The sequence below is a fragment of the Pilimelia terevasa genome (assembly GCF_014647915.1).
GTDB lineage: Bacteria > Actinomycetota > Actinomycetes > Mycobacteriales > Micromonosporaceae > Pilimelia > Pilimelia terevasa.
This window is the reverse complement of sequence record NZ_BMQC01000011.1, coordinates 119,077-144,661: the sequence shown is the minus strand read 5'-3', so window position 1 is coordinate 144,661 and position 25,585 is coordinate 119,077. Positions and strand designations below refer to the sequence as shown.

Genomic DNA, 25,585 nt, shown 5'->3' with positions numbered 1-25,585 from the left:
CCTACCACCGGCGCCGACGACAACGGTCGCTGGCCCGGTTGACCCCTATCGAGTACGAGACCATCATGACTCCACCGGCCAGTCAGGCCGCCTGACTAGAACTGTCACCAGTTGGTGCAGCAGACCCAGGTGGTGCCGTGCACGATTCCTGCTCGCAGCATGTTGAGTACCGCCACGACCGCTTGGTTCAACAGCGCTGAGGGCTGCTACTACAGCGTCATCGACCCACCGCCCCCGCCGGGTCACGCGTGGTGGGGAGGCCGTAAGGCGGCCGGGGGTGCTGTCTACGAGTACATCTGCTACCCCAAGGGGGCCACCGAGCCGTTGGGCATCGCGGGGGCGGGCATCAAGTGGTTGGCCAGTCCTCCGGCGGGGTTCGCCGCTGGTGTGTCACCGGCGGTGTTGGCGCAGCAGGCGGTGGCCCGGTTACCGATTCGGGGGCCGCGGATCGGGACCGCGCCGCGTCGTGAGGGTGCTGGTCTGGTCGGTCTGCCGGTGTGGTTGTGGACGGCGGTGTCGCCAGCGACGTGGGGGCCGGCGACGGCGTCTGCGTCCGCAGGTGGGATCACGGTCACGGCCACAGCGAACGCCGCGAGTATCCGGTGGCGGATGGGTGACGGGCAGTCGGTGACGTGTACGAGGCCGGGCACCCCGTTCAGGCCGGAGGTGGTTGCTGCGGGTGCGTCGTCGCCGGATTGCGGCTACGTCTACCGCATGCCAAGCAGGTCCCAGCCTGGTGGGGCATACGCCGTCACGGCGGTAACGACCTGGAATGTGACCTGGACCGGTGGGGGTCAGCGCGGTGAACTCACCGTCACTCGCCAGTCGTCGACGCAGGTTGAGGTCCGTGAGCTGGCGGTGGTCAACGAATGACCGCGCACGCCGACACCCGCGCTGCTGGTCTGGTGGCGGCGCCGAGGAAGGTCGCCGGCCGGCGGGCGGGCCGGTCGGTGATCGCTGCCGCTGTGGTGGCGATGGTGCTGTCTGGCTTGGCGGTGGCGTATCTGCTGACTGTGGTGCGCGGCGGCGGTAGCTATCTGGCGGTGGCGCGGCCGGTGGCGATGGGCCAACGGATCGCCGAGCCGGACCTGGTGGTGGTGCGCGGCTCTGTGGACGCCGCCGTGCGGCCCGTAGACGCGGACCAGAAGGACTCGATCACCGGCCGGTACGCGCAGCTGCCGCTGCTGGCTGGGCAGCTCGTAACCGCCGACACGCCGCTGGTCGACACATTCCCGGGTGCCGGTAAGCGGATGGTTTCGGTGCCGTTGAAGGCCGAGCACGCGCCGGCGCAGCCGCTGTACCCGGCCGCCGGCGTGCAGCTGGTCGAGGTGCCAGCCGCCAACACCGGCCCCGCCGGTGAGGACGGGCAGCCGCGCACGTTCACCGGGACGGTCGTCGCTGTCCGGGCGCTGGAGTTCGGTGGCGGCACCACCGTGGACGTGATCGTCGAAGCCAGCGAGGCCCCGCGAATCGCCACCGCAGCCGCCGCCAACCGGATTGCTCTGGTGGTCAACGGCGGTGACCGCTGATGGGTGTCGTAGCGATCTGCTCGGCGAAAGGCTCACCCGGGGTGAGCACCGGCGCTTTGGCGTTGACGTTGTCGTGGCCGGCCCCGGTGGTGCTGGCCGAGTGCGACCCCGCCGGCGGTGACGCCCTACCCGGCTACCTGGCCGGTCAGATGCCTGCTGATCGCGGTACGGCCGAGCTGGCGGTCGCGCACGCCCGCGGACGACTGCGAGAGGATTTCTTCGGCAACCTCATCGATCTTCAACCGCCGGGGCAGCGGCGCCTGCTCCTGCCTGGAATCAGCTCCCCGACATCGGCCGGCGTGGTGGCGCAGATGGGCCCCGACCTCGCCGCCCTATTCGGCGACCTCGACGGGCAGGGCTTGGACGTGGTGGCCGACTGCGGCCGGCTGTCAGCCGAGCACACCCTCTGGCCGATCATCGTTGCGGCCAGCACCGTGCTGCTGGTGGTACGGGCGACACTGCCGTCGCTGGCCCATGCCCAACCGACGCTCGCGAGCCTCGAAGCCGCAGCCGGGCATCCGCAGAATATCCGGTTGCTGATCATCGACCAGGGTCCTTACACCGGTGAGGCGGGGCGTCGGCTGGGGGTGCCGGTGGTGGGGGTGTGGCCGTGGGCGCCGCGGGTGGCGCGGAGGTTGTCGCAGGGTGGGGTGCTGCCGCGGGGGCAGCGGCTGATCGTGGAGGCCCACCGCCTGGCCCACACCCTGCACGCCGGGTTGCACCGCAAGGGGGTGGCCGCCGATGTCCGGTGAGGTGAAGCCGCCGTGGCTGACCGACTCCCCGCCTGCACGCGCCAACGGTGATGGGTCCGCGCTCTCCGACGCGCAGGCTGACCGGCATGTGCCTGCGCCCGGCCCCCGGGAACCTGATCACTACCGGCCGGGTGGGGTGGAGTTGGTCGATTACGGCTTGGTGCGGCAGTTGCATGAGCGGGTGGTGCGGGAGCAGGCTGCGATCCTGCACGCCGCCGGAAGCAACGATCCGGTCGCGGTGGCCGAGAACGAACGCATCGTGACCCGCGTGGTCGCCGGTTGGGTGGATGAGCAGCGCCGCCATCGCCTGATCACCCCTGCTCATGAGGATGCGTTGCTGGCCGCCGTGTTGGCGGAGGTTGCCGGACTGGGCCGCCTGCAGCGGTTGTTGGATGACCCGGGAATCGAAAACGTCACGATCCTGGGCTGCGACGGCGTACGGGTGGAGTATCGCGACGGCCGGATCGGCACCGCGCCGGCGGTGGCCGACAGCGACGAGGACCTGATCGCTTTGGTCGCTAACCTCGCCCGCCGGGCTGCGGATTCCGGCTCCACTGAACGTTCGTTGTCGCCGTCGCAGCCGATGCTCGATCTGCAGCTCAAGGACGGGTCCCGGCTGACCGCGATCTACCAGGTGTCGCAGCGGCCGGTCGTTGTCATCCGCCGCCACGGCGCACTCGCGGTGACCTTGCGGGACTTGGTGGGCCCGCGCTACGACATGTTGGATCCGCTGCTGGTCGACTTCTTGATCGCGGCGATGGCCGCCCGGTTGAACGTGCTGGTCGCCGGCTGGCCGGGTGCGGGGAAGACCACGCTGGTGCGTGCGTTGGCTTCGGAGATCCCGCGGCACGAGTGGTTCGTGACCATGGAGGAGTCCCGGGAACTGGGCCTGCACACCACCGGCGCCCACCCCTGGGCGGTGTCCCTGGAGGCCCGGGAGGGCCACGGCGATTTGGGGGTGGGTGGACGGCCGGTTGGGGAGATCACCCTGGACGACATGATCCCTCTGTCCCTGCGCCTGAACACCAGCCGGGTGATCGTGGGCGAGGTGCGGTCGCGGGAGATCGTGGCGATGCTGCAGGCGATGGGCACCACCGGCGGCAGCCTGGCCACGATCCACGCCCGCGGCCCGCAGCTGGTGATGGACCGCGTCGTTGAACTGGTCCTGGCCCACCGCGGCGAACACAGCGTGCAGCGGGCGTTCCGTCAGGTCGCCGGCGCCATTGACCTGATCGTCTACGTGGAACTGATCGACGAAACCGCCATCGGCGGACGGAAGCACCGCTTCGTGTCCCACGTGTTGGAGGTTGACGGCCTCTACCCCGACGGCGAGGGCGTCCGGACGACGACGGTGTTCGGGCCGGCCGACGGGCTGTCGGGGCGGGCAGTGCCCCAGCACCTACCGGAGCGGCACTTCACCCGCCTGCAACGCGTCGGCTACGACCCCCACCTGCTCAACCATCACCGTGGGGTGGGCCGCTGGCCACGTCGGCTGGACACCATCGTGCGGGGCCGTTGATGGACGGCCTGTTCCTACCCGCGATGGCCTCCGGTGCCGTCCTGGCGGCGTCGGTGTTCTGGCTTGCCGGCCTGCTCACGGGCCGGATCCGCCCCACCCTCGGACCGGCCGCAGCCTGGGCCCGTCGGGTGTGGGCGGGACCGCGGCGTGGTGGGGTCCGGCAGCGGCGTATTCACCGCCGCCGGCTGACCGCCGCCGCCGTGGCCGCGTTGGTGGTGTTGGCGGTGTCGGGGATGCCGGTCGCCGCCTTGCTCACTGTCTTGGCGGTGGTGGGCCTGCCGTGGCTACTGGGCGCCGGAAGGCTGGAGGCGGCGGCGATCGAGCGGTTGGAGGCGGTCGAGTCTTGGACCCGACGTCTCAAGGATCTGGTCGAGACCGGCACCGGTCTGCAGCAGGGCATCATCTCCTCCGCCACCACGGCGGGCCCGGAGATCGCCGTCCAGGTGCGGGGGTTGGCGATGGCGTTGCAGGCCGGCCAGGATCTACCCACCGCGCTGCGTCGGCTGGCTGGTCAGTTGGATGACCCGCACGCCGACGAGGTGATCGTCGCTCTCATCGCTCACGCCCAGGTCCGCGGCTCCCGCCTCGGCGACGTCCTGGACGGAATAGCCGCCGCCGCAGCTGAGCAGGCCAGCATCCGACGCGCCGTGCACGCCGAACGGGCCAACGCCCGCCTGACTCTGAAGGTGTTGACGGCGATGGTGCTGGCCGAATTCGCCCTTGGAGTGCTCGCCCCGGCGTATGCCGCCCCCTATGCGACCGCCACTGGGCAAGTCGTCCTCGCACTGTTCTCGGCGGCGTTCATCGGTCTGCTGCTGGCCGCCCGACGCCTGGCTCTACCCTCCCGCCCGGCTCGCATCCTCGCTCTCGACCCTGGGGGTGTGCGGTGAGTCTCGACCCCGGGGGTGTGCGGTGAGTGGGTGGACCCTCGCGACGGCTGGCCTGATTGCCGGGGCCGTGTTCGGCCTGGCCGTCACAGTGGTTATCTGGCAACTACGGCCGGGGACCCCAGCCCTTGGGCCCGCCCTGGCGCGGTTGAACCCCCCGCAGATCTACCAGAGCCCGCTGCGGCGCGGCTGGCGCTGGCTCACCGACAAGCTGGTACCAGCAGCGGACATCGCCGTACTCGGGCAGACCCGCGCCGGGTTCCTGGCCCACATGGGCCTGGCCGCACTCACTGGCCTGATCGCCGCCCCCACCCTGGCACTCGCCGCGTCCCTGGCGGACCTGGACCTGCCGTTGGTGGCGCCGACCGCCGGTGGGCTGGGCTTCACGGTCGGGTCGATGGGGCTGCAGTACCGGGGGGTGCAGGCCCGGGCGGGGCGGGCGCGGGCGCAGTACCGGCGTGGGGTGTGCGTCTACCTCGACCAGGTGGCCCTGGCAAACGCGGCAGGGCACGGGCCGGTGGCCTCGCTGGAGCAGGCCGCCGCTGTCGGGGTCGGCCCGGTGTTCGACTGTATCCGCGAGGCTATCGGCGGGGCGCGGCTGCGCCTGGAACCGCCGTGGGAGCGGCTGCAACAGCTGGGCCGGGACCTGGACGTGCCGGCGTTGGGGGATCTGGGCGACATCATGCACGCCTCCGGCACCGCCGGCGCCCACGTCTACAAAACCCTGCGCGCCAAAGCCGCCAGCCTGCGAACCCAAATCCGCTACGACGCCCTATCGACGGCGAAAGCGTCATCAACCGCTTTGGACGCCCTGGGCGCCGCGCTGGTCCTGGTGCTCCTGGCGATCGCGATCTACCCGTTCGTGGCCCAACTCCAACTTGCCACATGAGACACCGGGAGGTGCACAAATGAAGACGCTCCACACGGCCAAGACCGCTCTCGCACGGCTGCGCACGCGGCTCGATGGTCCTGAGCGGCGGGACAGGGGTGCGGAGACCATTCAGACGGTCATCATCACTGCCGGCCTGGCTCTGCTCGCGCTGCTGGTCATCGCCGCGATCAAGGGCGGCGTCGGCAAGTTCATTGACGTCATCAACGGCCTCACCCCCTGACCGCGTTGTCCCGCATCATGCGTTCCCGACCCCGCCGCCTACCGCGGCGATGCTCACGGCTGCGCGGCGAGCGGGGTGCCACGGCGGTGCAGTTGGCGATCGTCGCGCCGATCGTCATGACCCTCATCGCCGGTGGTGTCCAGGCGGCGTTGAGCATGTACGCGAACATGACGGTGCTGGCCGCCGCGCAGCAGGGTGTTGACGCCGGCCGCCTCTACGACGCCGCACCTGGCGCCGCTGAGTCGACCGCCGGCCGGTTCCTGGACAAGGCCGCCGGCGGGCTGGTCGCTGATGCGCGGGTACGGGTGGACACGACCGGCGCCGCGGTGACCGTCACTATCGACGCGAACTCGGTCGCGATCATTCCTGGGCCGTGGTCTCGGATCTCCAAGTCCAGCAGCGGCCCCCGCGAAGCCGTCACCGGCGAGGGCGCGCGATGACCGGCCGGTCGGCCGTCGCGCTGCTGCCGACGGTGTTGGTGCGCCGGCTGCGCGGAGCCGGGCGGGAGCGGGGGTCGGTGACGATCGAGACGGCGATCCTGGCCGTCGTCTTGCTTCTGCTGATCCTGTTGGCCGTCGCCGCTGGCCGTACCGTCCTGGCCGCCAGCGCGGTCGCTGACGCCGCACACGACGCCGCCCGCGCCGCATCCCTACAAACCGACCCGCCCACCGCCCGACAGGCGGCCGACCGGGCGGCGCACCGGTCACTGTCGGGCAACGGCCTGCAATGCCAGAGCGTCAACACGTCCGTTGACACCACCGGATTCACGGCCCCGCTCGGGCAGCCGGCGCAGGTCCGCGTCGAGGTCGGGTGCACGCTGTCCTACGCCAAACTCGCCGCCCTGCCAGGGCTCACGGCGACCAAAATGCTGCGGCAGGAGTTCACCTCACCTCTGGACCGGTACCGGACCCGGACGGTGACCCCATGACGCGGCGGCGGCTGGCCGACATCGGCGATGACCGGGGTGGGGTCAGCGTGTTCGTCGCCATGCTCGCCCCGGTCCTACTACTGCTCGTCGGCCTGGTCGTGGACGGTGCTGGACAGGTGAGGGCGCTGCAACGCGCGGACAACGTCGCCGCCCAAGCCGCCCGCACCGCCGGACAAGCAATCGACCTCCCCGCCGCGGTCGCCGGTGGGGTCAAGCGCATCGACCCGGCCGCGGCAAACGAGGCGGCCTCCCGCTACCTGCTCCGGGCGGGAGCGACCGGCACAGCCACGGTGGCGCCGGACCGGCAGTCAGTCACCGTCACCGCCACCATCAGCCACCAGCCGCTGCTACTCGGCGCGTTCGGCTACGGCAGCCGCGACATCACCGGCGAAGCCACCGCCCGCATCCTCACACCCAACTGACCTCCATCGCAGAGGACATCGCTCATGCTGACCCGGATCCTGAAAGCCGTCGCCGCCGTCGCCGCGATGGCCGCGATCCTACTCGGCATCCCCGCCGCACTACTCACCCTGGGCACCAACCCGGTGGCGGCTGCGGCCTGGGCCGGGGAGCACCTGTGGGAAGTCGACCACAGCAACATCGTCCTGCTGGGCGCGATCACCCTCACCGGCTGGATCGCCTGGCTGACACTTTTGCAAGCCTTCACCGCCGCACTCCTGGACCACCTGCGGCCCGGCGTCCGCGCCCGGCCGGCGATCGGGGTCCAGCGGGCCATGTTCACGTTCCTCCTCGGCGCGGTCCTGACCACCGCGACCGCCGGCAGTTGGGCGTCAGCGGCCACCCCGCCGGTACTACCGGACCGGCCGGCGGTCGCCGCCATCCACGACGCCACCCCGCCAGCCGCCACCGACGCCCACCGGCCGGTGCTGGTGCACCAGGGGCCCGGCGCCGGACGCAGTGACATGCATGTCCACACCGTCCAGCGAGGGGAGCACCTGCTGGATGTCGCCGAGCGGTACTACGGCAGCGCCGAGGCCTACCCGCGGATCGTCGCGGCCAACAGCGGTGTCACCCAGCCCGACGGCCGGTCGCTGCAGCACTGCCAAACCCTCATCCGCCAAGGCTGGCAGCTACGCATCCCGCAACCCACCCACGGCCTCGACAACCCCACCGACACCTCCACCGATCGGGTGGAGCCGGGAACGGTCACGCTGGTCGCCAACCAGCAGTCCTACGACGTCACCGTCGGTCCCGGCGACAACCTGTACAAGCTGGCCCAACGGTGGCTCGGCGACGGCGACCGCTGGCCCGAAATCTACAAACTCAACAAGCACCGCCACTTCGCCGACGGCCGCACCCTGCACACCCCCCGCCTGATCCACCCCGGCTGGACACTGGACCTACCCGGCGACGCACGCCCACCCGCCGGAACCAAGCCCAAACCCCCCACACCGCCCAGCGAGCCGACACCGCCTAGGGAGCCCGGGCCCACCACACCGCCGCCCAGAGCCGGCCCGACCGGCCCAGCCACGCCCACCCCGACGGCCCCTAACAGCGACGACGGGGTCGTCACACCCACATCCGGCGATCAGCGGCCGACCGGCACACCGGCCGGCCCGCAGCGGCCCTCAACGCCTGCCACGCCGGCGCCGGCGCGCGGCATTGACTTGCCCGGCGGAAGCTGGGTCGACGTCGGTCTGGCCGCCGCGCTCACGGCTGCGGGGGTGCTGGTGTGGGCACACCGACGCCGCCGCTACCGACCCGGTCACGGCCACGGTGTCGACCGCCGCGACCACGACCTCAAGCCGCTTCCCGCGATGCTGCGATACCTGCGCGTACGCCTCGTCCCGACCAGCGACTCCACCGCGGCGGCTGCGGTGGCCGAGCCGATCGAGGACTGGGTCGAGGACCTCAAGCCCGACACCGGCGGCCAACACCACCACCACGACGAGGACGACGGACTGGACCTGGCCGGCCAGGCCCGCACCCCGGATGTTGACGCCGACCCCGACACCGACGACGAAGCCGAGGAAACCGATCCGCAGCCAGTGCAGGTGGGTGACGCGCAACCGGTCGTTCCGGCGATCACCGGCGAGCACGCCGACCTGTGGCCCACCGCCGGCCTGGGCCTGACCGGCCCCGGCGCCCACGCCGCCGCCCGCGGCATGCTCGTGGCCGCGCTCGCCTCCGGCACGATCGAACTGCTGCACTCTCGAACCCAGGTCATCATCACCGCCGCAACGCTGGCCTCGCTGCTGGGCGCCGCCGCCGTCCGCGTGCCGGAGTCCTCCCGGCTGCTGGTCACCGCCGGGCTCGAGGAAGCACTCGCCGAGTTGGAGGCGCATGCCCTGTGCCGGGCCCGCCTGTGCCAGGAGCACGACACGTTCTCCATCGGCGACCTACGCGACGGCGACAACCCGCACGTCGAGGACCTGCCACCCCTGCTGCTGATCACCGACGTCGGGCCGGCCACCGAACAGACCCGAATCGCCTGGTCCCTGTCCCACCACCACCGCCTCGACACGCATGGCATTCTCCTCGGCGGCTGGACCCACGGCGACACCGTCGAGGTCGCCGCCGACGGCACCACCACCCGGGCCTCACGCCCGGGTCTGGTCGAGCGGCACCGGCATGGCCACAGCGCGGACCTCGGCCGCCTGACCGTCCTGGACACCGACCAGACCCTGGCGATGCTCATCACTCTCGCCGAGGCCCACAACGGCCAACCGGCCCCCGACCCCCATCCCGAAGCACCGGCTGTCCCGACCCAACCAGCGGTCGACCCGGCTGACACCGGCGGCACCCACGACGAGCCTTCGCAGACAACATCTGATGCGAGGGTCAACGGCCACCACGTCACGCCACCGGCGGCCACGACCCTCGACCGGCTGCCGCCGGAGCCCGCCTCCAACGAGGAAACCGACGCCGGTGACATCGAGTCCGAACCGTGCGCCGACAACACCGTCACCGACGCGGTCGAGGACTCCGGAACCGGCTTTGACGGGAAGATCCGGATCTTGCTGCTCGGCCGGCCCACACTGCCCGACAACGACCGGCCAGGCATGCTCGGCGGACGCGGACTCGCCCTGGAACTGCTGGCCTACCTCGCCGTCAACGACGGGCAGGCCTCAGTGGACGCCATCTTCGAAGACCTCGTCCCGGACAAGACGTTCCCCCGCGCCAGGCAAGCGATCAACAAGGCGCTCAGCCTCCTGCGCCGCGCCCTCTCCGACATCGGCGATGGCGGCGATTACGTCGGCCGGCAGGGTCGCCACATCGCCCTGCACACCGACCGGCTGGATATCGACGTGCTGCGGCTGCGCTCGCACCTGGCCAAGGCCAAGACAGCCAACACCGGCGTCGCCCGGGCCCGGCACCTGCGCCAAGCCCTGGCCGCCTACGGAGGCACGTTCGCCGACGGCGAGAAGTGGCCGTGGCTGGCCATCCCCCGCGAGGCGGTCCACCGCGACTACATCGACGCTGTCCTCGCCCTTGCCCAGGAGCTGTCCGCGCAGCCTGCCGAGGCCCTCACCGTGCTGGAGCCGGTCATCGCCGCCCAGCCGCACGCCGAGGTCCTCTACCAGGAAGCCATGCGCGCCCACGCCGCCCTCGGTGACGACGACGGCATCCGCGCGACCCGTCGGCGCCTGACCCAGGCCCTGGAAGACATCGACGTCGAACCCAACGACGACACCACAGATCTGGCCGCCCGGCTACTGGCTGAGGTGGCCCGCCGTGCCGGCCGGTCCAGGCGGGACGAAACGCGGTGAGCGCGCGTTGCGGAGGCACGGATGAAGGACTCGGTGCGGGGAAGCCCTTGGCGGCCCTCCTCGGGGGCTGGTGCCTGACTGAGGTGAGGCATGGCGCGCCGCCGCGGTCGCTCATACTTATCCAACGCCTGGAGGAGGGACTACGGTGAAGGCCGAAGGGGATCGCAACCTCGACACCGCGCGGGAACAGGACCGCCAGTGGCGTGGTGCGAGCCGGCGACCGGCTGAGGTCATCGCGCCCGCCCGCTGCGCCCATCTTCGTGTGGACCCGCGCGGCTACCCCATCATCGCGGTGATACCGCAGCACCCGGGTCGGGAGGACTACGGCTCCCTTTCCGAGCAACGCAAACTCGTCCTCGCCACGTTCGACCTGTGCGCTGTCTGCGCCACGCCATTGCGGGACGAGTTGCGCTGGCAGGTCACCTTCGACGACGAGCTGCAGCACATGGGCGAGCAGCCTCGGTTCAGCGAGGCGCCGGTGCACGAAGTATGCGCGCTGTACGCGGCCCAGGTCTGCCCGTTCGTGTCCTCGCCGTACGCCCGGCTGGGCGACCCGATGCGCAAGGGCCAGCGACGACCGGACACGCTGGTCATCGCCGGTTTCGACCGGACCGCGGAAGTGGTCGGCCATGACAGCGAACTCCAGGTTGGCGAGGGAATCCTGATGTTCGAGATGGCGGGTCTGGGCCGCACCCACCGCCTGGTCGGCGCCGACGATGCCCGCGCCGCCTACGAGGCCGCGCTTGGCGACGACGCACCGATGGTGCTCGACGACGCCGAGCGTCGGCTCATCGACATCCTGTGCGCGCCGACACCTGAGGGTGAAGACGCCGGCGGGGTAATGGCAGGCGCAGCGTGGCTCATCGGGGCGGCTTTCTGCCCCCAGATCCGCCGGGTCCAAGCGATGAAGAGGTTCGCGCAGGCCCGCGACGACTTCTACTTCCAGGTGGCGGCCAACGCCTTGCTTCAGCCCGACCTCATGCAGGACTGGGAGAGCATCGATGATCCGTGCATCGCGGCGGCCTCGTCGTGGTTGCGCACCCGGCAGCGGCTGCCCGCCGTCCTTGAGCAGTGGCAACGCGACGGTGCTCGCCGAGTTCGTGACGTCAACGGCCGCCGCCCCCGCATCGCCACCACGGCCGGCGCGCCACCGCGTGACGATGCAGCGATCCGGCGCCGCAAGGCTGCCGAGGCAGCGCTGCGTAAGGGCCGCCGAAAGAAGCGGTGACGCACGGATTAGAAGGCGTCCCGGCCAGATCGACGGCTCTGACCACGGACGATCTCTGAAGCACCGGAACTGACGCCCAGCGGTGCTGCCCACCGACGAGAAAAGGGTCGACTCGCCCGCTGCCGCCGACCAGCACGCGCACAAGACGCCTGCCGGGCAACAGGACCAGGACGCCATTCCGAAGAACACCAGAGACGCGGTCGCCCACTTGCTCCGGCAAGACCCGTCATTGGATGCCGGCGCTATCGCCGAAAGGCTCGGCCGCCACCCCAGCACCGTGCGGCGGCACAACATGCCCGAGGCCATCAAACGCAGCCGCGACACCGACACGCCCTGACCAGCTGGGCCTGGCGGCGTTGAGAGTCGTCAGGTGCGGCCGGGGACTGACCGGTGATCAACATGGGTGCCGTGCGCCGGTAACTGTCGGGTTTCAGATAGACCGGGGTCGACTCCTGCGGCAGACTGGGCGCCGCCCCGACCTTGACGGGTGTCGTCCCGGAGCTTGGAGCGTGCTGTGACCCCGACTGCTCACCGTCTAGCTCGCCGGTGCGTCGCGGTGGTTTCTGTCGTGATCGCGCTGGGTGTGGCCGGCGGCTGCGGCGCGGCTGTCGACGGTGTCCGTCACTTCGCTCTTGAGCAGATCCGGACTGATCTGATTCTTAGCGTCCCGTCGGAGCGGACTGGGACTTACCGGTACTGGCGGCAGGCCCCGGACGACCGGCGCGCTGGCGCGGTGGACTTCGTCCGGGGCTGGTATCTGGAGCACAGGGCGGGGCGGACCAGCCCGGATGGCACGGGCCCGCGGGATCTGTGGGTGTTGAACCGGGGTGGGGACGGCTTCGGGCGGGTCACCGTTACGGGCCGGCGTGCTGCGGACCTGTCCGGCGGCTGGGCGCGGCTGGACCCGGCGAAGTTGAAATACAGTTGGCCATCTGCGCGGAGCGCCGCGGGTGACCCGGCCGGCTCGATCGTGCTGGTCGATGAGGCGGTGACCGCCCGTCTCGACGCGGCGGGCCGGTACAGCGGCACGGTGGACCTGTTGGCCGTCGTTGATGCTGGCCTGCCGCCGGTGGCGCCTGGCCATCTGGCGGCTCTGGGGCCGGCCGCGCGGCGGGCTCCGTTCAAGGCGGTCCTTGACGGTCGGGGCCGGTTGACCGAGATGAGCGTGTCTGTACCGCCGGTTGCTGGCTTCCCCGATGCCTCGATCACCTGCGGATACGGCTACGACGACGTCCGGTTCCCCGAGGTGAGAGCCGAGGAGCCGGCAACCGCCGACCTGTATCGGATGCTCGAGGGCGGCTGAGCCCACCGCTGAGCCGGCGGGCAACCACGTCAGTCGTTGATCGGCTGCATGTTTCGCACGCGCCCGTCGCGGCTCCCGCCGGTGCTGGTGGCATGTGGCGGGCGCCGCGACGGGTGTCCTGAACGGTGTGGGCTACTCGTTCGTTGCGGTGGGCAAGGTCAGGTCGAGTCGGTCGGTGGAGGCGCCGGGGGGAACATTGTCCGGCTGCCACAGGTCGGCGGTGTCGGCGTCGGGGAACGGGCCGACGGGCAGGAGCCGCCGCTGGGTCCAGTCGATGCACAGCATGATCTGCGGTCCGTGCCTGCTGGTTACGAATTCGACATCGGTCGAGATTCGCGGGTGCAGTTCATGCCACGCGTCAGCCGGGCCAGGGAGTGTTTCGGTCGGTGGGTGCAGTGCGGCGGTGAAGGCGAGGGCGATGGTCGTGTCCGCTGCGGCGATTTCGGCCTTCATCGTGTTCGCGGCTGTGCGGCCGCGGTAGGGGCCGTGTGCGCGTACCTGGCCGGCTGCGGTGAACACCAGCAAGGTGATGGGGTCGGTGTCGGTGATGGAGTCGATGGGGCGCATGGTGAACGCGTCGCCGGTGGCGATGTCCATAAACGACACCATGACCGGTGTCGGGTTGTCCTGTTCGCGGGTCCACTCGATGATGTCGAAGTGTTCGAGGATGAGTTCTTTGAGTTTGACGTAGGCGCCGTTGGTGGGGTCGAAGACGCCGTGGGGCGCTGATGGAGTTGTCATCTACTGCTTCCTGACTTCGGCGGGGGTGCCGCAGCCGGGTTGGTGCGGCGTTGGACATGGACGCTTCGCCGGCCGCCGCGGGTCAAGTCGCGCCCCCGACGCCCCGGCGACAGCGTCAGCTGGTGGCCGGGGCGGTGCGGGCGTCGGTGCCGGGCGGCAGGTCCGGCGCGTGACCGGTATCGACTCCGCCGGGTGCCCCGTTCGGGGCGGTGTTGTCGGGGTCGGTCCAGTGCAGTGCGCGCAGCGGCCAGAAGGTGTCTTCGGGGGTGTTGATTTCGATCAGGATCCGGTAGCTGGTGGAGCCGTTGTGGTTGACGGTGTTGAGGGCGAAGTGGTCGCCGAACCGTCTGATCAACGGCGTTGTTGGTTTCGGCCGCAGTTGCCTGTGGGCGTCGCTGATGGCGGTCATCGCTTGCCGGTCGGCGCGCACTATCGGCCATTGCGGTCCGCCGTCTGCCGGCGCGGTCACCGTGACCGGGCGGTGGCCGCCGGCCGGGGTCAGTGACCGCTTCTCCCAGACGATCTTGTCGGGGGTGAGGGCGTGGATGCGGCCCAGTCGGGTGCTGTGAGTGAGGAACCTCTCGTAGGCGGCGGTCCGATCCCGGACCATCGCCTGGTAGCTGGTGGCGGCGGTAGCCAGCAGCGGGGCGTGGCTGAGGACGTCGTCGAGGTCGAGGTTCTGGTCGCCGATGTTGTCGCGGAGCATGTCGATGGTGCCGGCGAGGATCCGCTGCTGGTAGCCGGCGGCGGCGTAGGTGGCGGCGGCGCGGATCCAGCTGGTGCAGGTGTCGGGGTCGTTGACCAACGTCCACCCCATCTCGCAGGGTTCCACCTGGTAGCCGGCGGCGGCGGTGAGTTCGTGGAGGTACTCGCGTATGCCTGGGGTTTCACACGGGTCGTAGTCGATCATCGTGTCGGTATTCCTTTCAGGGGGGAACGCCGAAGGCGCCCGGTACCGCGTGCTGCGGTAGGGCGCCTTCGGCGTTCGGGACAGGTGGTGCCGGTGGGGTGTCAGTCGGGTCGCTGGTCCTGGCTGGCTGTGGTGGTGGGCTGCCAGTGGTGATCGCGTAGCAGGTAGGAGCAGTCCCCGTCGGCGGTGATGACCGGGATGAGGAGCTGGTCGATGTTGCCTCGGTGGGGACAGGCGATGGTCTCGACGAACGCTTCGCCGTCTTGCCTGATCACCGGGTTGGCCGGCGCCGGTGCGGTCCCGGCTGTTGCCGCGACCAGCGACCGCAGTTGGGCGTCGGTGACGCGCACCAGCGGCCATCCACGCTCGGGCGAGCCGCCGGCCGGGGCTTGCACGCTGACGGTGTGGCCCGGCTGCCGGTGCGGGGACAGCGTTACGGTGTCCCAGTCCGTGACGTTGCGGTGCAGCGCCCCGTAGTTGTGGAGTTGGTGCAGGCAGTGGTGGATCCGCGTCGCCGCCTGAACTCTGGCCTGCGCGTACTGGGTGTGCGCGTTGTTGCAGGCGTCCAGGGCGGTGATGTAGCTGCCGATGTCGGCGAAGTCGGTGTTGGTGTCGCCGACCTCGCCGCGTAGGAACGCGACCGGCTGGTGCAGGAGGGCCAGTTGGTAGTCGGCGGCGGCGTAGGCGGCGAGCTGGGACCAGATTGCCAGCACGCTGTGTGGCTGCTGGCCGATCTGGATCCACATTTCGTCGTCGATCTGGTAGCCGTGGTGGTCCAGGAACGCCTGTAGGTAGACGCCCAGACCAGCGGCGGGCTCCGGATACCTGTTCCTCACAGTCGATCTCGCTTTCGAAAGAAATGCCGAAGGCGCCCACCGCCGCACGGGGTGCGGGCCGGGGGCGCCTTCGGCGTATGGGATGGGAAGGGCAAGCAGAGCCCTGCCGGCAAGGCGGCGGGGCTGGGGTTACAGGTAGGTGTTGGGGTGGACCAGATCGCCGCGGTCCACCTTGCGTACGGTGATCTCGGTTTCGGGTCGCAGGTAGGAGCTGGCGACTTTGCTCAGGCGTAGGGCGGAGACCAGCTGCTCGCGGGCGTCATCTTCGGCGCCGTCGACGGACTCGGCGTCTACGTCGATTTCGAAGCCGATCTGGACGACGACCCGGTAGCGACTGCGCAGCGGTTCCGCGCCGCAGACCTCCAGGAACCCTTGCGCCCACTGGTAGTCGACGTGGTGTTCGGTGACGGCGTCGTGGATCTGGGTGTGGATGGTGCGGCGCAGATCGTCTAGGCCGTCGTGGAGGCGTTGGGCGTTGCGGATCGGGTCGTCCAGGTGCCCTCCGAGCGCCCGGACGGTGTCGGTAATCCACCGCTGGGGGCTGGCGTCGGTGTGGGTGGCCTGCGCCCACGCCTGCTGCAACACCTTGGCCAGCGCCTGCGGCACCACCAGATTTGGGGTGGTGATCGATTCGGGATGGTTGAACATCGCGGTTCCTTCCTTGTTGGGGACATGCGAAGCGCCTCACCGCAGGTCGGTGAGGCGCCAGATGACCGGCCGTCGGGTCGGTGCGGCCGGACAGTTCTTGCCGGGTCCGGGCTGCCTGCCTATTGGCGGCGTAGGGCGGCGGTGGCGGCCTCGGCGATGGCTCTGCCGGCTTGTGCCGGTGCAAGGCCGAGGCGTGCGGTGACATCGTGCAGGGGTTGGCTGTCGGCGGGGCCCAGCCACAGCACCGCGCAGCCGGCCTTGCGGAGCCGGTCGAGTTGTTCCTGCCCGCGCACCATCTCCCCGACCAGCAGCTCGCCGTCGGAGACGACGACCAGCAGCCGGGCCCCACCACGCGGATCGGACAGGTGCAGCGCACCGTCAAGGGCGTCCACCGTCGTGCAGAACCCGCGCGTGTGGCTTTCCAGCCCGAGCTGGCGGACGTGGCCGGGTGGCTGGCCGGGGTAGGCGATGGGAGTGACGTCACGGCCGAAGGTGACGGTGGCGGTGTGGGCACCGGCCCAGGAGGCGGCTTGGGCGGTGATCCACGCCGCCGATTCACACGGGCCCAGCCAGGCCCGCATCGACAACGACACATCCACCGTGATCCCGACCGCCAACGGCGGATCGAGCACCCGCCGGGAGCGGCTGCTGCGCCACGGCTGGGCCTCAGGTCGAACACCGGCGGCGCGCTGAGCAGCAGCGGTGACAGCAGCGCGGGCAATCAACCGGCCCGGCGGCGTCGCCGACGTCGTGGACACCACGACCGGATCGCGTCGGGCGGCGGCCTTCAACGCCCGGGACAACTGTCGGGCCGCCGCCTGTTCCGCCTGCTGTGGCTGGCGGGTCGGGCCTGCGGCGGCGCGGCGGCCGAACACTTTCCGGGCCGCGTCCTGGGCCTGGGCTTGCGCCTGCGCTTCCAGGGTCCGGGCTGTGCTTCGTGCAGCGGCTGCCGCCGCGACGTGAATGTCGGCGTCGGTGGTGGTGTGGGCGTCGGCCAGGTCGGTGGCGGTGACCGCGGCGGCGGTCGCTGCGGCGGCCTTCCGCGCCACACCGTCGCCGCCGGGTGGTCCGTCGGGCACGAGGATGATCGGCCCGATCAGGCCGGTGTCGACGCCGAGGACGTCGCACCACTGCCGGCCCAGGTCCAGCATCCGGTCGGCGTCACCGTCCTTGGTGCGCAGGGCCTTACGCCAAATCTTGCCCAGCTCCCGCAGCCGGTCAGTACCGATCAGCTTCCGCACCGCCGTACGGGCGGGCCGGACTTCGCGCCGGTCCAGGATTCTGGCGTCGGCGCGGGCCAGTAGTAGCGCGGCGAGGGTGCCGGCGGTCCACGGGTTGTCGACGGTGGGAATGTCGGCGAGCAGGAGCTTGCCGGCCATCGCCCGCAACCACCTACGGTCCCCAGGCCGGCGTTTGAGCTGCCGGCCTTCGATGCGTGGCTCTTCGAGCAGGGTGGCGGCTTCGATGACCGGCCACGGCACCCCGGCGCCGGTGCTGACCCTGCACCACCGGGAGTGGGCGGCGTGTCCGGCCTCGTGTACCAGTGCCCCCCACGCCACCGGGTAGGCGTTACGGGCGGTCGCGGTGGTCGGGTCGACGGTGTGGGGGTCAACGTCGAGCAGGTCGCTGTTGACTTCGATGGTGTTGGTGGCGGGAATGAAGCAGGCCGGGGCCCCTCGGCCCGCACCGGGTTGGACCACCACGGTGAGGTCGGCGCGGCCGGCCAGGTCGGCGACCTGGGCGGTCCAGGCGGCGGAGTAGCGGCCCCAGATCGGATCGGTCGCGGCCGGACGGCTGGAGGTGGGGGTGTTGGTGACGTGCTGGTTGATCGTCGTCATCTCTTCAGCCCCGGCTCAGAGCTGCTTGCCGAGGGCAAGACCGGTCACGATGCGGCGGCCGAACTGCTTGGCTAGGACTTCGGCGACGGTGTCGCGGTCCTCGACCGGGGCGACACCCGCCAGGTTGGCGATCGCGCTGTCGACGTCCAACGTGTCGGCGATCTTCTTGAACCCCAGCAGCTCGCGCAGCTGCGGCGCCCAACCGATCTCCCCAACCTGCACCTTGGCGTTCAACTCCACCGCCGCCCGCACGGTCCGGGAGTCGACACCCAACGCCCGGGCCAGGTCATAGTCGGTGGTGACGTGGATGTGCGCGCAGAACCGGGAGGCCAGGGCCTCGGTCAGGACCGCGCCGTGCACACCCGGGTTGTGACCGGCGATCACGTAGAACCCGTTAGCTGCTGTCACGGTTCGGCCGCCGTCGGCCTTCACCACGATCTGGCGGCGGCCGTCCATCGCCGGATACATCACCGCCAACACCCGCGGCGAGATCAACGTCGCGTCGTCAATGAACAGCACCTCCCCGGCCTGCATCGCCGTGGGCAAAGGTCCGGGCACGAACCGGTAGCCGGCCCTGTCGGGTACGTAGTCACCGATCAGGTCCCCGACGGTGGTGTCGCCGTCCCCGGCCACGGTGTGCAGTTCGGCGCCGAACGCCGCCTCCACCACCGATGTTTTGCCGGTGCCGGGCGGGCCGTAGAGCAGAGCGGCGATACCCGCCCCACGCAACTCCTGCAGAACATCCACATCACGGCGGCCGGCCAACTGACGTGGGTGGTACGGGGTGCCGTTGGGACGCAGCACCGGCCCCGACCGTGCCGGCGCCGCCGCAGGCGCCGGACGCGGTGCCGGGACTGGGCGGTTGCGGGCCGCGGCCGGAGGAGCGTCCAGGACCCCGGCGGCCAGGTTGTCCTGATGTTGCTGGAGGCCAGCGGTGGTGACGTGGAAGACCTTCTTCCCGCCCGACACCTCCCCGGTGACGTGATCCAGCTCCACCAATTTGGTGATCGCCTGACCAACCGCCCCAGTGGAACGGCCGCCAGAGCGCGGGCGACCGCGCCGACGGTGTTGCCGTCACCGGGCTGGCCGACCAGGTGCGCCAACACCTGGGCGCGTAGCTGACCAGGACGCAGCGTCGGCAACCCCGACACCGTCAGCGTCGCGGGCGGTGCGGGGGGCGCCGTGGTGCTGGTAGTCGCGGCGGTGGGGTTGGGGGCGGTCATCGACCAGGCTGGTGCGCTGCCGGCCGGATTGGGGATGTGCATGTTGGTGCTCCTGCCATCAAATGGGCAGGAGGTGGCCGCCCCCCCGTCTGGGCGCGGCCACCTCCTGGGTGAAGGTGAACGCGCCCACCAGGTGGGCGCCGGGGTGTTACAGCTACTGCCGCGGTCGGCCGGTGTACGGCTGGTCAGCGGCCACGGCGGTTACGGTCGGGGGTTGTCCTGCAGCGGCAGACTCATCGTGATCGCCAACGCCAACGCCACTCGCGTAACCCACTGATCGGCCCGCGCGCACACCGCACGGTCGATGGCGGTCCACTGACCGGCCGGGATGCAGAACTGGGCCGGCTGGATCTGACCGGTGGTGAACTCGACGATGTCGAAGTCCCCACGTCCGGCGGCGGCCAGCAGCGGGTTGTAGACGGCGGCCAGAACCCCCCACATCAGCTTGTGTGGGTCGGTCGCGGCGTCGACCGCCTGCGTGATCGCGGTGATCTCCGCATGCGTGTAGACGTGCCGAACTGGTGTAGACACTGCTTCTCCTCATGAATGACGGAGGTTAGGCTTCGGCGTTCGCCGGTGCCTCCCACCTCCTGTATCGGACCGATCCATAGATGTGCGCAGCCGCTGCTAGGGAGCGCATTGGCCGTCCTGGGCGGGCTATCGGTGCTGGTCGTGTGGGCAGTAATCGGAACAGTTCCCGGTCGGATACACCGCGTCCAGAGCCCTTCGCGCGCCGGCGGTCGCGTACTTGCCGAGGCCCCAGCGGGGCATCAGACCCAGCAGCTGGTGGGCCAGTCGATGCCGCAGGTTCAGTTCCCGCTGGTGGGCCTCGGCCAGCCGCTGCCGACAGTCGGCCTTCACGCTTTCGCACTGCCGGTACAGCATGCGCACCTCCGCCGCGAGCCAGGCCGTCTCGTGCTTGTCCAACAGCTCGAAGTAGCCCAGCCGCTTGTCGTACTCCTCACGCACCGCCTCCGGCGCGCAGTCCTTCGGCTCACCGCCGTAAACACCGGCGGCCGGCCAGATTCCCTGATCACTCCCGTCAGCCGGCCGGAGCTTGGCCGGTGGGCGGTGAGCTGACGCATCGTCTACGTTTTTGTCACTACCGTTCATCACGGTCGGACGTCCTTTCAGGAATGAAATGACCAGGTGCCGGGCTGCGGGCGGTCGAGCGGGTAGTTCGGCGCATGCGAGCAGCCGGAATCACCGCCGACAGCGGTGCCGTCGTCGGTGAGCCCGGCGCCGCAGACCGTGCAGCGGCGGGGGATGGCGTGGAAGAGCAGCCCGTAGGTGATGCCGGCCTGGGTGTGGACCAGCAGCGACAGCGGACCGTCGCGGTGTACGCGGGTGCGGGCGCCCAGGGACAGTTGGAACATGCGCGACAGCTGCCGCTGCCAGGACACGACCGCGTCCAGGTGGTAGCCGCTGCCCGGTCCGTAGGCGGCGGCCAGCGCGTCGCAGTAGGCGCTGGCCGCGCTGATCACCTCGGTGGCATCCCGATCGGCCTCCAGGCGGTGCACGCCGGGCAGGTTCACCCCGACCGGCAGGTCTGGGGTAGGCACCGTCGGGTCCGGGTAGTGCGAAGGCAAGCCGATGGCAAGGTCGAACGCGATGACCGGTGCCAGGCCCCACTGGTCGGCCCGGGCCAGGACGGCTTCGGTCACCGCCTGCCACTGCGCCAGCGGGATCTCATGGTCGGCCGGGCGGACTGCGGTGTTGTGGCCTGACCCCGTCGCGTACTGGGTCAGTAGCGGCTTCCAGATCGCTTCCATCGTGCCGCGCAGCAGCCGGCCGCCGTCGCCGGCGGTGTTGATCGCCTCGACGATCGCGGTCAGCTCGGCTGCGGTGTAGACGTGGCGTTTCGGGTTGGACATTGCTGCTCCTCACAGTGAGGGGCAGGGGAACGCGGGCCGGTGACGCCGGCGCGTTCCCCTGCCTCAAATTTCAGGGTTGGCGCCGGCCCGTGCGGGCCCGACGGATCCGCAGTCCCGGGGTGGGCTACGGGTTCAGGTGGTATTCGCAGTGCTCGACGACCGCGTCATGCAGACGCTGCACATATTCGTTCAGGTAGGCGTCGTCGACGCGTTCCCGGCAGCCGGGGCACAGACCGGCCAGGTCAGCGCCGGCCGGGGCAGCCTGGGTGAACGCCTCGGCCGGCCCGTCGACCCGAGGGCCCGGGTAGCGCATCCAGGATCGCGGGGTCGCCGTCGTCGACTCCGGCGATCACCTTGCGGGCCAGTGGGGTGGGGTCGCCGGTTGACCGGCCGCCGAGGTTGTCCATCTCCCACACCGCGGCAGTGTTGTCGGCGTCACCACGGGCGGCGTGTATGACCCGGGCGAGCAGGTCGTTGTCGACATGCCCGCGCGACAGGCAGCGGGTCACCGCAGGCCCCCTGCAGGGGTCGGCGATGCGATCACAGTCGGCGGGGTCAACCAGGGCCCAGGTCCACCGCCACCCGCAGATCACATACCGACCCCGCTGGTCGGGGCTAATCCGTGACACGCCGTCGGCGGGCCCGTGTTGGCTGGTCTCGTCGACGATGATGTCGGCGCCGTCCCACACCATCGACGCGGCCTGCACGTCCAACTCGGCCCGCAGCGCCGTACCGGTCAGGCCCTGCCCGGTGAGGGTGCGGGTGATCTGGTCGCGTAGGCACTGCTGGTCGGCGACCACCGCCTCGGCCACCGCACGGTTGCAGGACCAGACCGCGAACCCGTTCCACCAGTCGATCAACAGGCCAGGGAACCCGACCGGGACGCGGTGCCGGCCGGTCGCCGGGTCGTAGGTGAGCGCCCAGTCCCCAGCGAAGATGCCCTCCTCGCCGATGCGTAGGGGCCGCGGCGGTGGGGGCGAGTGGGGTGGATTTTGAGCTGCCATGACAGTTCCCCTTTTCGGTCGTGTGTGGCGCGTTGGGCATGGGTTGGGAAGCGATGTGCCCCGAACCGGAGGGGGCTAGGTGCGGGGCGCATCGCTTGCCATTTGGTGGAGTTCGATGACGTCGGTCGCGCTACCGCCGAGGACCACTAGCTCGCTTGCCGGTGGGCTGGCCCGGGTCTGGGTACTCGGGGGGCATCTGGTTGACCAGCCGCAACGCGACCTCAACCCTGCTGGCCCAGTCGTCGGCCCGGTCGTAGGCCAGTTGCCGGATGGCGGCAGCCTGCCCCGCTGGGATCAGTAGCCGCGGCACCTCGCCAGTCTCGGTCGCCTGCGGCGGTGTGGGGACGGTGCTGTGGGACAGCAGCGGGGTGTAAATCGCCCACAGCAGGTCGCAGACCAGCTCCCACTCATCGGCCGCCCGGGAGGCGATGACAGCGAAGCGGCGCATCTGCTGGACGTTGTAGCGGTAGCGCACCATCGGCGCACCGGCCACCTGATTCGACATCGGAGATGTTCTCCTTTGCTCGATGGAGGGCACCCCACACCCCGGCCGAGGTGACAGGCACCCGCGGATGAGGGTTGGTGTTGTGCATTCCGGCGCCGGTCCCGGAGGACAGGTCGCCGGACGTTTGGGTGGCGCCGCCGAACTGAACGTTCAGCCGATAGCTGCGCCGTGGGCTGCCATCCAGGGCAGCGGCGGCACCGCACCAGTGGGGCTGGCGTCGCCGCGTAGGTGGACCTCGAAGTGCACGTGCGGGCCGGAAGAGTTCCCGGACGAGCCGACCTGCCCTAACGGCTGGCCGGCGGTGACGCGGTCGCCGATGTGGACGCGAGGCTCCCGGCTCATGTGGCAGTAGCGGGTAATGACACCGCCTCCGTGGTCGATGTCGACGTACCAGCCGCACCCGCCGATGGCAGGGTTGCCGTCCCGGTCGCAGCCGTGCGAGGCGGGCACCACGTTGCACACCGCCTGCACGACGCGTCCAGCGGCGGCGGCGCGGATGGTCGTCGCGCGCGGCGCACCCAGATCGACGCCGTTGTGGTCGGGCCGGTCTGTGGTGCGAAACCCGGACACGACCGCGGCTTTGACGGGGGCTACCCACCCGTTGGCGCTGACCGGCGGGCACGCCGGCAGGCCGGTACCGATGGCAGTCAGGAGCCGGATGGCGGCCGGTTCGTGTTTGGCGTAGGCGTTCGGGTAAGCGCTGCGCTGCACGGCCTGCGCAGCGTCGGTGACTGACATCCGCTCCCACCCGGGAACCTTGGCCAGCCGTTGGTAGAACTTCGTTGCCGCGTAGGCCGGGTCGCGCAGTTGCGCGACGGTGCCCCAGCCCTGGCTCGGCCGCTGCTGGAACAGGCCGACCGAGTCACGGTCCCCGCCGGGAAGGTTCCGTAGCCCGGACTCCTGCATCGCCGTCACCCGCCGTCCCGGAGGACGGGTCGCCGGACGTTTGGGTGGCGCCGCCGAACCTCACGTTTGCCCGAGAGGAGCGCCGTGGGCGGCCATCCACTCGAGGGGCGGGACCGCCCCGGAGGGGCCGGCGTCGCCGCGCAGGTGCACTTCGAAGTGCAGGTGTGGGCCGGAGGAGTTGCCCGAGGAGCCGACGTGCCCGAGCGGCGCGCCGGCGGGAACATGCTGGCCTATGTGGACCAGAGGGCGGGCGGCCATGTGGCAGTAGCGGGTGATCACCCCAGCGCCGTGGTCAAGGTCGGCGTACCAGCCGCACCCGCCAACCGCCGGCGAGCCGTCCTGGTCGCAGCCATGCTCAGGTGGGCTGACGTTGCAGACCGCCTGCACGACCCGGCCGGCGGCGGCGGCGCGGATGAGCGTGCCCCGGGCCGCGCCCAGGTCAACACCCTGATGTCCGGGCCTGTCGGCGGTCCGGAACCCGGACACCACCGGTGCGGTCACCGGTGCGACCCAGCCCTGCGCGCCGACCGGCGGGCACACGGGCACCATCGCACCTGCGGCGATCGTGTTGACCAGGGCGGTCGCGGCGCTCTCGTGCTTGGCGTAGGCATCCGGGTAGGCAGAGCGTTGGACCGCCTGCGCGGCGACGGTCAGCGGCATCTGCTCCCAGCCGGCCACCTTGACCAGCCGCTGGTAGAAGGCGGTGGCCGCGTACCGGGGGTCGCGCAGCTGGGCGGCGGTACCCCATCCCATGCTGGGGCGCTGCTGGAACAGCCCGACCGAGTCCCGGTCCCCGCCGGCCAGGTTCCGCAGCGCGGACTCCTGCATAGCGGTGGCCACGGCGATGACCCACCCGCGCTGGGGTACGCCGAGGCGGGCGCCGGTGGCGGCGATCGTGGTGGCGTTACCGGTCTGCTCGTCGTCCAACCCACTCGAAGCAGGTGCTGACGGTGCCCCTGCAGTCGGTGCTGGGACGCAGACGCCGGTGTCGCCGCTGATGCCGAAGCCCGCGCCGGTGAGTCCGGCGCCGATCAACGCCAGGGCGGCGACCACCGCAACGGCCGTGACGAGCGTGTGCTTGATCGCCACGGGTAGACCTCCCTTCCAGAGACGGGGAAATGAAGGTGGGGCCGGACGCGGCCCGCATCGGGCTTCGCGTCACGGCCCCACCAATTCGGGTTGTAGGTCAGGCGCTGACTGTCTGTTCCTCGACGTGGGCGAAGTCGTCGGCGTTGGTCCGGCCGAAGTACGCCTGGATCAGCTCCTGCGGGTCGGCAGGCGGCTGCGCCGCCAACTCCGGACATTCGGTGCCGGCCTTCGCCCACCGGTCACGGGCGATCTTGGCCATCGCCGCGTACGCGGAGTCCGCGCTCGCGTGCAGCGTCTGCTCGGGAACCTCCGGACGCTGGTAGTAGTGCATGACCCACACCGTCGCGCCGACCACCAGCGCGGCCGGCGGGGCCACCACGGTCACGAAGGCCAGGGGGACACTCGGCCAGTACCGCCCACCGTCGCCGCCGAGGCGCGCGACGCGGACCTTCTCGTCGCCGGCGCGGCGGGTCACCACGAACAGTTGCCCGGCGGGCTGCTTCCAGCCGCGGCCGGCGATGGTGACCACCGCGCCCTCCACCACGGCAGCCGGGTCGGCGCCGCTGGCGCTGGCCTTGGCCAGAGCGGCGGCTGCCAGGTCGGCCGGGGCGAGCCGCCAGCCGTCGAAGTCGGCTCTGATTACTCGCCCGCCGACGACGGACGTGGCTCGGACGGACTTCTTGCCGCCGTCGATCTCGTTGACGCGGTAGACGACACCGGCGGTGGTGCGGCGTGTGTAGTACGGGGCGAGCACGACCAGGTCGCCGTTGGCGAAGCCGCCGGCGGCCATGCGCTGGGCGTCGGCGACCAGGGCCGGGTCGGCGGGCTGCCACAGGTGGACCTGGGCGTCGAGTTCGATGCCGCCGCCGATCGGCCTGCCAGTGAGCAGCCCGGCGGCGACGCCTGTGATCTCGTAGACCTCGCCGAGGCTGTCGGAGACGCTGCGGTCAAGGACGGCATAGTCGCCGGCGGTGAAGGAATGCGTGGACATGAACTTCTCCTCATCGGAAATTTGGGATGCC

26 protein-coding genes and 1 pseudogene are annotated in these 25,585 nt (G+C 70.7%); 13 read left to right on the top strand and 14 right to left on the bottom strand.

Annotation, left to right across the window (positions count from 1 at the left end; genetic code table 11):
• The first annotated feature begins 869 nt into the window (after positions 1-869).
• From IEY75_RS15835 to IEY75_RS15775, 13 genes are all read left to right on the top strand, one after another.
• Entirely contained in the window at positions 870-1,529 is a 660-nt protein-coding gene (locus IEY75_RS15835; RefSeq protein WP_189115129.1) for an SAF domain-containing protein, read from the top strand.
• Positions 1,529-2,281, top strand: a complete 753-nt coding sequence (locus IEY75_RS15830; RefSeq protein WP_189115128.1) for a P-loop NTPase family protein — start codon at positions 1,529-1,531, stop codon at positions 2,279-2,281. Before IEY75_RS15835 ends, IEY75_RS15830 begins: the two co-directional genes overlap by 1 nt.
• Entirely contained in the window at positions 2,271-3,800 is a 1,530-nt protein-coding gene (locus tag IEY75_RS15825) for a TadA family conjugal transfer-associated ATPase (protein WP_189115127.1), read from the top strand. The genes IEY75_RS15830 and IEY75_RS15825 overlap by 11 nt, the downstream gene beginning before the upstream one ends.
• Positions 3,800-4,690, top strand: coding sequence for a type II secretion system F family protein (locus tag IEY75_RS15820; RefSeq protein ID WP_189115126.1), 891 nt, complete (start codon positions 3,800-3,802; stop codon positions 4,688-4,690). The genes IEY75_RS15825 and IEY75_RS15820 overlap by 1 nt, the downstream gene beginning before the upstream one ends.
• A 145-nt stretch (positions 4,691-4,835) precedes the next feature.
• Positions 4,836-5,576 (top strand): type II secretion system F family protein, encoded by a 741-nt coding sequence (locus IEY75_RS15815; protein ID WP_189115125.1) that lies wholly within the window; start codon positions 4,836-4,838, stop codon positions 5,574-5,576.
• Positions 5,577-5,595: 19 nt separating this feature from the next.
• Positions 5,596-5,799, top strand: coding sequence for a hypothetical protein (locus IEY75_RS15810; RefSeq protein ID WP_189115124.1), 204 nt, complete (start codon positions 5,596-5,598; stop codon positions 5,797-5,799).
• A gap of 17 nt (positions 5,800-5,816) precedes the next feature.
• Positions 5,817-6,239, top strand: coding sequence for a TadE/TadG family type IV pilus assembly protein (locus tag IEY75_RS15805; protein WP_268244359.1), 423 nt, complete (start codon positions 5,817-5,819; stop codon positions 6,237-6,239).
• Entirely contained in the window at positions 6,236-6,727 is a 492-nt protein-coding gene (locus tag IEY75_RS15800; RefSeq protein WP_189115122.1) for a TadE/TadG family type IV pilus assembly protein, read from the top strand. The genes IEY75_RS15805 and IEY75_RS15800 overlap by 4 nt, the downstream gene beginning before the upstream one ends.
• Positions 6,724-7,149: a pilus assembly protein TadG-related protein gene (locus tag IEY75_RS15795; protein WP_189115121.1), complete on the top strand. Its 426-nt coding sequence runs from the start codon at positions 6,724-6,726 to the stop codon at positions 7,147-7,149. Before IEY75_RS15800 ends, IEY75_RS15795 begins: the two co-directional genes overlap by 4 nt.
• A gap of 24 nt (positions 7,150-7,173) precedes the next feature.
• On the top strand, positions 7,174-10,458 hold the full coding sequence (locus IEY75_RS15790; RefSeq protein ID WP_189115120.1) for a BTAD domain-containing putative transcriptional regulator: 3,285 nt from the start codon (positions 7,174-7,176) through the stop codon (positions 10,456-10,458).
• A gap of 145 nt (positions 10,459-10,603) precedes the next feature.
• Complete coding sequence (locus tag IEY75_RS15785) at positions 10,604-11,686, top strand: hypothetical protein (protein WP_189115119.1); 1,083 nt, start codon at positions 10,604-10,606, stop codon at positions 11,684-11,686.
• 82 nt (positions 11,687-11,768) lie between these two features.
• Positions 11,769-12,023: a hypothetical protein gene (locus IEY75_RS15780; RefSeq protein ID WP_189115118.1), complete on the top strand. Its 255-nt coding sequence runs from the start codon at positions 11,769-11,771 to the stop codon at positions 12,021-12,023.
• A gap of 231 nt (positions 12,024-12,254) precedes the next feature.
• The gene (locus tag IEY75_RS15775) at positions 12,255-12,989 is read left to right on the top strand and encodes a hypothetical protein (RefSeq protein WP_189115117.1); all 735 of its coding nucleotides are present in this window, start codon (positions 12,255-12,257) and stop codon (positions 12,987-12,989) included.
• A gap of 132 nt (positions 12,990-13,121) precedes the next feature.
• On the opposite strand, the gene IEY75_RS15770 is transcribed toward IEY75_RS15775, so the two are convergent.
• The 14 genes and pseudogenes from IEY75_RS15770 to IEY75_RS15705 form a co-directional block, all read right to left on the bottom strand.
• A complete protein-coding gene (locus IEY75_RS15770; protein ID WP_189115116.1) occupies positions 13,122-13,730 on the bottom strand; it encodes a hypothetical protein in 609 nt (202 codons plus the stop codon).
• Between the two features lie 115 nt (positions 13,731-13,845).
• Entirely contained in the window at positions 13,846-14,640 is a 795-nt protein-coding gene (locus tag IEY75_RS15765) for a hypothetical protein (protein ID WP_189115115.1), read from the bottom strand.
• Positions 14,641-14,741: 101 nt separating this feature from the next.
• Positions 14,742-15,476, bottom strand: a complete 735-nt coding sequence (locus tag IEY75_RS15760) for a hypothetical protein (RefSeq protein ID WP_189115114.1) — start codon at positions 15,474-15,476, stop codon at positions 14,742-14,744.
• 129 nt (positions 15,477-15,605) lie between these two features.
• Positions 15,606-16,124, bottom strand: coding sequence for a hypothetical protein (locus IEY75_RS15755; RefSeq protein WP_189115113.1), 519 nt, complete (start codon positions 16,122-16,124; stop codon positions 15,606-15,608).
• A 119-nt stretch (positions 16,125-16,243) separates the two neighbouring features.
• Positions 16,244-17,962 carry a hypothetical protein gene (locus IEY75_RS15750; RefSeq protein WP_189115112.1) on the bottom strand — a complete coding sequence of 573 codons (1,719 nt, stop codon included), beginning with the start codon at positions 17,960-17,962 and terminating at the stop codon, positions 16,244-16,246.
• A 15-nt stretch (positions 17,963-17,977) separates the two neighbouring features.
• The gene (locus tag IEY75_RS15745; RefSeq protein ID WP_229789754.1) at positions 17,978-18,958 is read right to left on the bottom strand and encodes an AAA family ATPase; all 981 of its coding nucleotides are present in this window, start codon (positions 18,956-18,958) and stop codon (positions 17,978-17,980) included.
• 428 nt (positions 18,959-19,386) lie between these two features.
• Positions 19,387-19,716 carry a hypothetical protein gene (locus IEY75_RS15740; RefSeq protein WP_189115111.1) on the bottom strand — a complete coding sequence of 110 codons (330 nt, stop codon included), beginning with the start codon at positions 19,714-19,716 and terminating at the stop codon, positions 19,387-19,389.
• A gap of 126 nt (positions 19,717-19,842) precedes the next feature.
• Positions 19,843-20,301: a hypothetical protein gene (locus tag IEY75_RS15735; protein ID WP_189115110.1), complete on the bottom strand. Its 459-nt coding sequence runs from the start codon at positions 20,299-20,301 to the stop codon at positions 19,843-19,845.
• Between the two features lie 14 nt (positions 20,302-20,315).
• Positions 20,316-21,059 (bottom strand): hypothetical protein, encoded by a 744-nt coding sequence (locus IEY75_RS15730; protein ID WP_189115109.1) that lies wholly within the window; start codon positions 21,057-21,059, stop codon positions 20,316-20,318.
• Positions 21,060-21,301: 242 nt separating this feature from the next.
• Complete coding sequence (locus IEY75_RS15725; RefSeq protein ID WP_189115108.1) at positions 21,302-22,063, bottom strand: hypothetical protein; 762 nt, start codon at positions 22,061-22,063, stop codon at positions 21,302-21,304.
• Positions 22,064-22,193: 130 nt separating this feature from the next.
• Positions 22,194-22,568, bottom strand: a complete 375-nt coding sequence (locus IEY75_RS15720; RefSeq protein WP_189115107.1) for a hypothetical protein — start codon at positions 22,566-22,568, stop codon at positions 22,194-22,196.
• 150 nt (positions 22,569-22,718) lie between these two features.
• Positions 22,719-23,480: pseudogene (locus tag IEY75_RS15715) on the bottom strand (M23 family metallopeptidase); the annotation flags it as partial.
• Between the two features lie 54 nt (positions 23,481-23,534).
• Positions 23,535-24,563: a M23 family metallopeptidase gene (locus IEY75_RS15710; protein WP_229789752.1), complete on the bottom strand. Its 1,029-nt coding sequence runs from the start codon at positions 24,561-24,563 to the stop codon at positions 23,535-23,537.
• Positions 24,564-24,660: 97 nt separating this feature from the next.
• Complete coding sequence (locus IEY75_RS15705) at positions 24,661-25,554, bottom strand: hypothetical protein (RefSeq protein WP_189115106.1); 894 nt, start codon at positions 25,552-25,554, stop codon at positions 24,661-24,663.
• Positions 25,555-25,585: the final 31 nt, after the last annotated feature.

Bases quoted from the DNA above. Each gene is read 5' to 3' on its own strand.
- IEY75_RS15805 (WP_268244359.1), top strand. From the start codon at position 5,817: ATGCGTTCCCGACCCCGCCGCCTACCGCGGCGATGCTCACGGCTGCGC.
- IEY75_RS15765 (WP_189115115.1), bottom strand. From the start codon at position 14,640: ATGATCGACTACGACCCGTGTGAAACCCCAGGCATACGCGAGTACCTC.
- IEY75_RS15725 (WP_189115108.1), bottom strand. From the start codon at position 22,063: ATGGCAGCTCAAAATCCACCCCACTCGCCCCCACCGCCGCGGCCCCTA.
- IEY75_RS15790 (WP_189115120.1), top strand. From the start codon at position 7,174: ATGCTGACCCGGATCCTGAAAGCCGTCGCCGCCGTCGCCGCGATGGCC.
- IEY75_RS15810 (WP_189115124.1), top strand. From the start codon at position 5,596: ATGAAGACGCTCCACACGGCCAAGACCGCTCTCGCACGGCTGCGCACG.
- IEY75_RS15755 (WP_189115113.1), bottom strand. From the start codon at position 16,124: ATGTTCAACCATCCCGAATCGATCACCACCCCAAATCTGGTGGTGCCG.
- IEY75_RS15825 (WP_189115127.1), top strand. From the start codon at position 2,271: ATGTCCGGTGAGGTGAAGCCGCCGTGGCTGACCGACTCCCCGCCTGCA.
- IEY75_RS15750 (WP_189115112.1), bottom strand. From the start codon at position 17,962: ATGACGACGATCAACCAGCACGTCACCAACACCCCCACCTCCAGCCGT.
- IEY75_RS15830 (WP_189115128.1), top strand. From the start codon at position 1,529: ATGGGTGTCGTAGCGATCTGCTCGGCGAAAGGCTCACCCGGGGTGAGC.
- IEY75_RS15835 (WP_189115129.1), top strand. From the start codon at position 870: ATGACCGCGCACGCCGACACCCGCGCTGCTGGTCTGGTGGCGGCGCCG.
- IEY75_RS15820 (WP_189115126.1), top strand. From the start codon at position 3,800: ATGGACGGCCTGTTCCTACCCGCGATGGCCTCCGGTGCCGTCCTGGCG.
- IEY75_RS15770 (WP_189115116.1), bottom strand. From the start codon at position 13,730: ATGACAACTCCATCAGCGCCCCACGGCGTCTTCGACCCCACCAACGGC.
- IEY75_RS15795 (WP_189115121.1), top strand. From the start codon at position 6,724: ATGACGCGGCGGCGGCTGGCCGACATCGGCGATGACCGGGGTGGGGTC.
- IEY75_RS15705 (WP_189115106.1), bottom strand. From the start codon at position 25,554: ATGTCCACGCATTCCTTCACCGCCGGCGACTATGCCGTCCTTGACCGC.
- IEY75_RS15800 (WP_189115122.1), top strand. From the start codon at position 6,236: ATGACCGGCCGGTCGGCCGTCGCGCTGCTGCCGACGGTGTTGGTGCGC.
- IEY75_RS15720 (WP_189115107.1), bottom strand. From the start codon at position 22,568: ATGTCGAATCAGGTGGCCGGTGCGCCGATGGTGCGCTACCGCTACAAC.
- IEY75_RS15730 (WP_189115109.1), bottom strand. From the start codon at position 21,059: ATGTCCAACCCGAAACGCCACGTCTACACCGCAGCCGAGCTGACCGCG.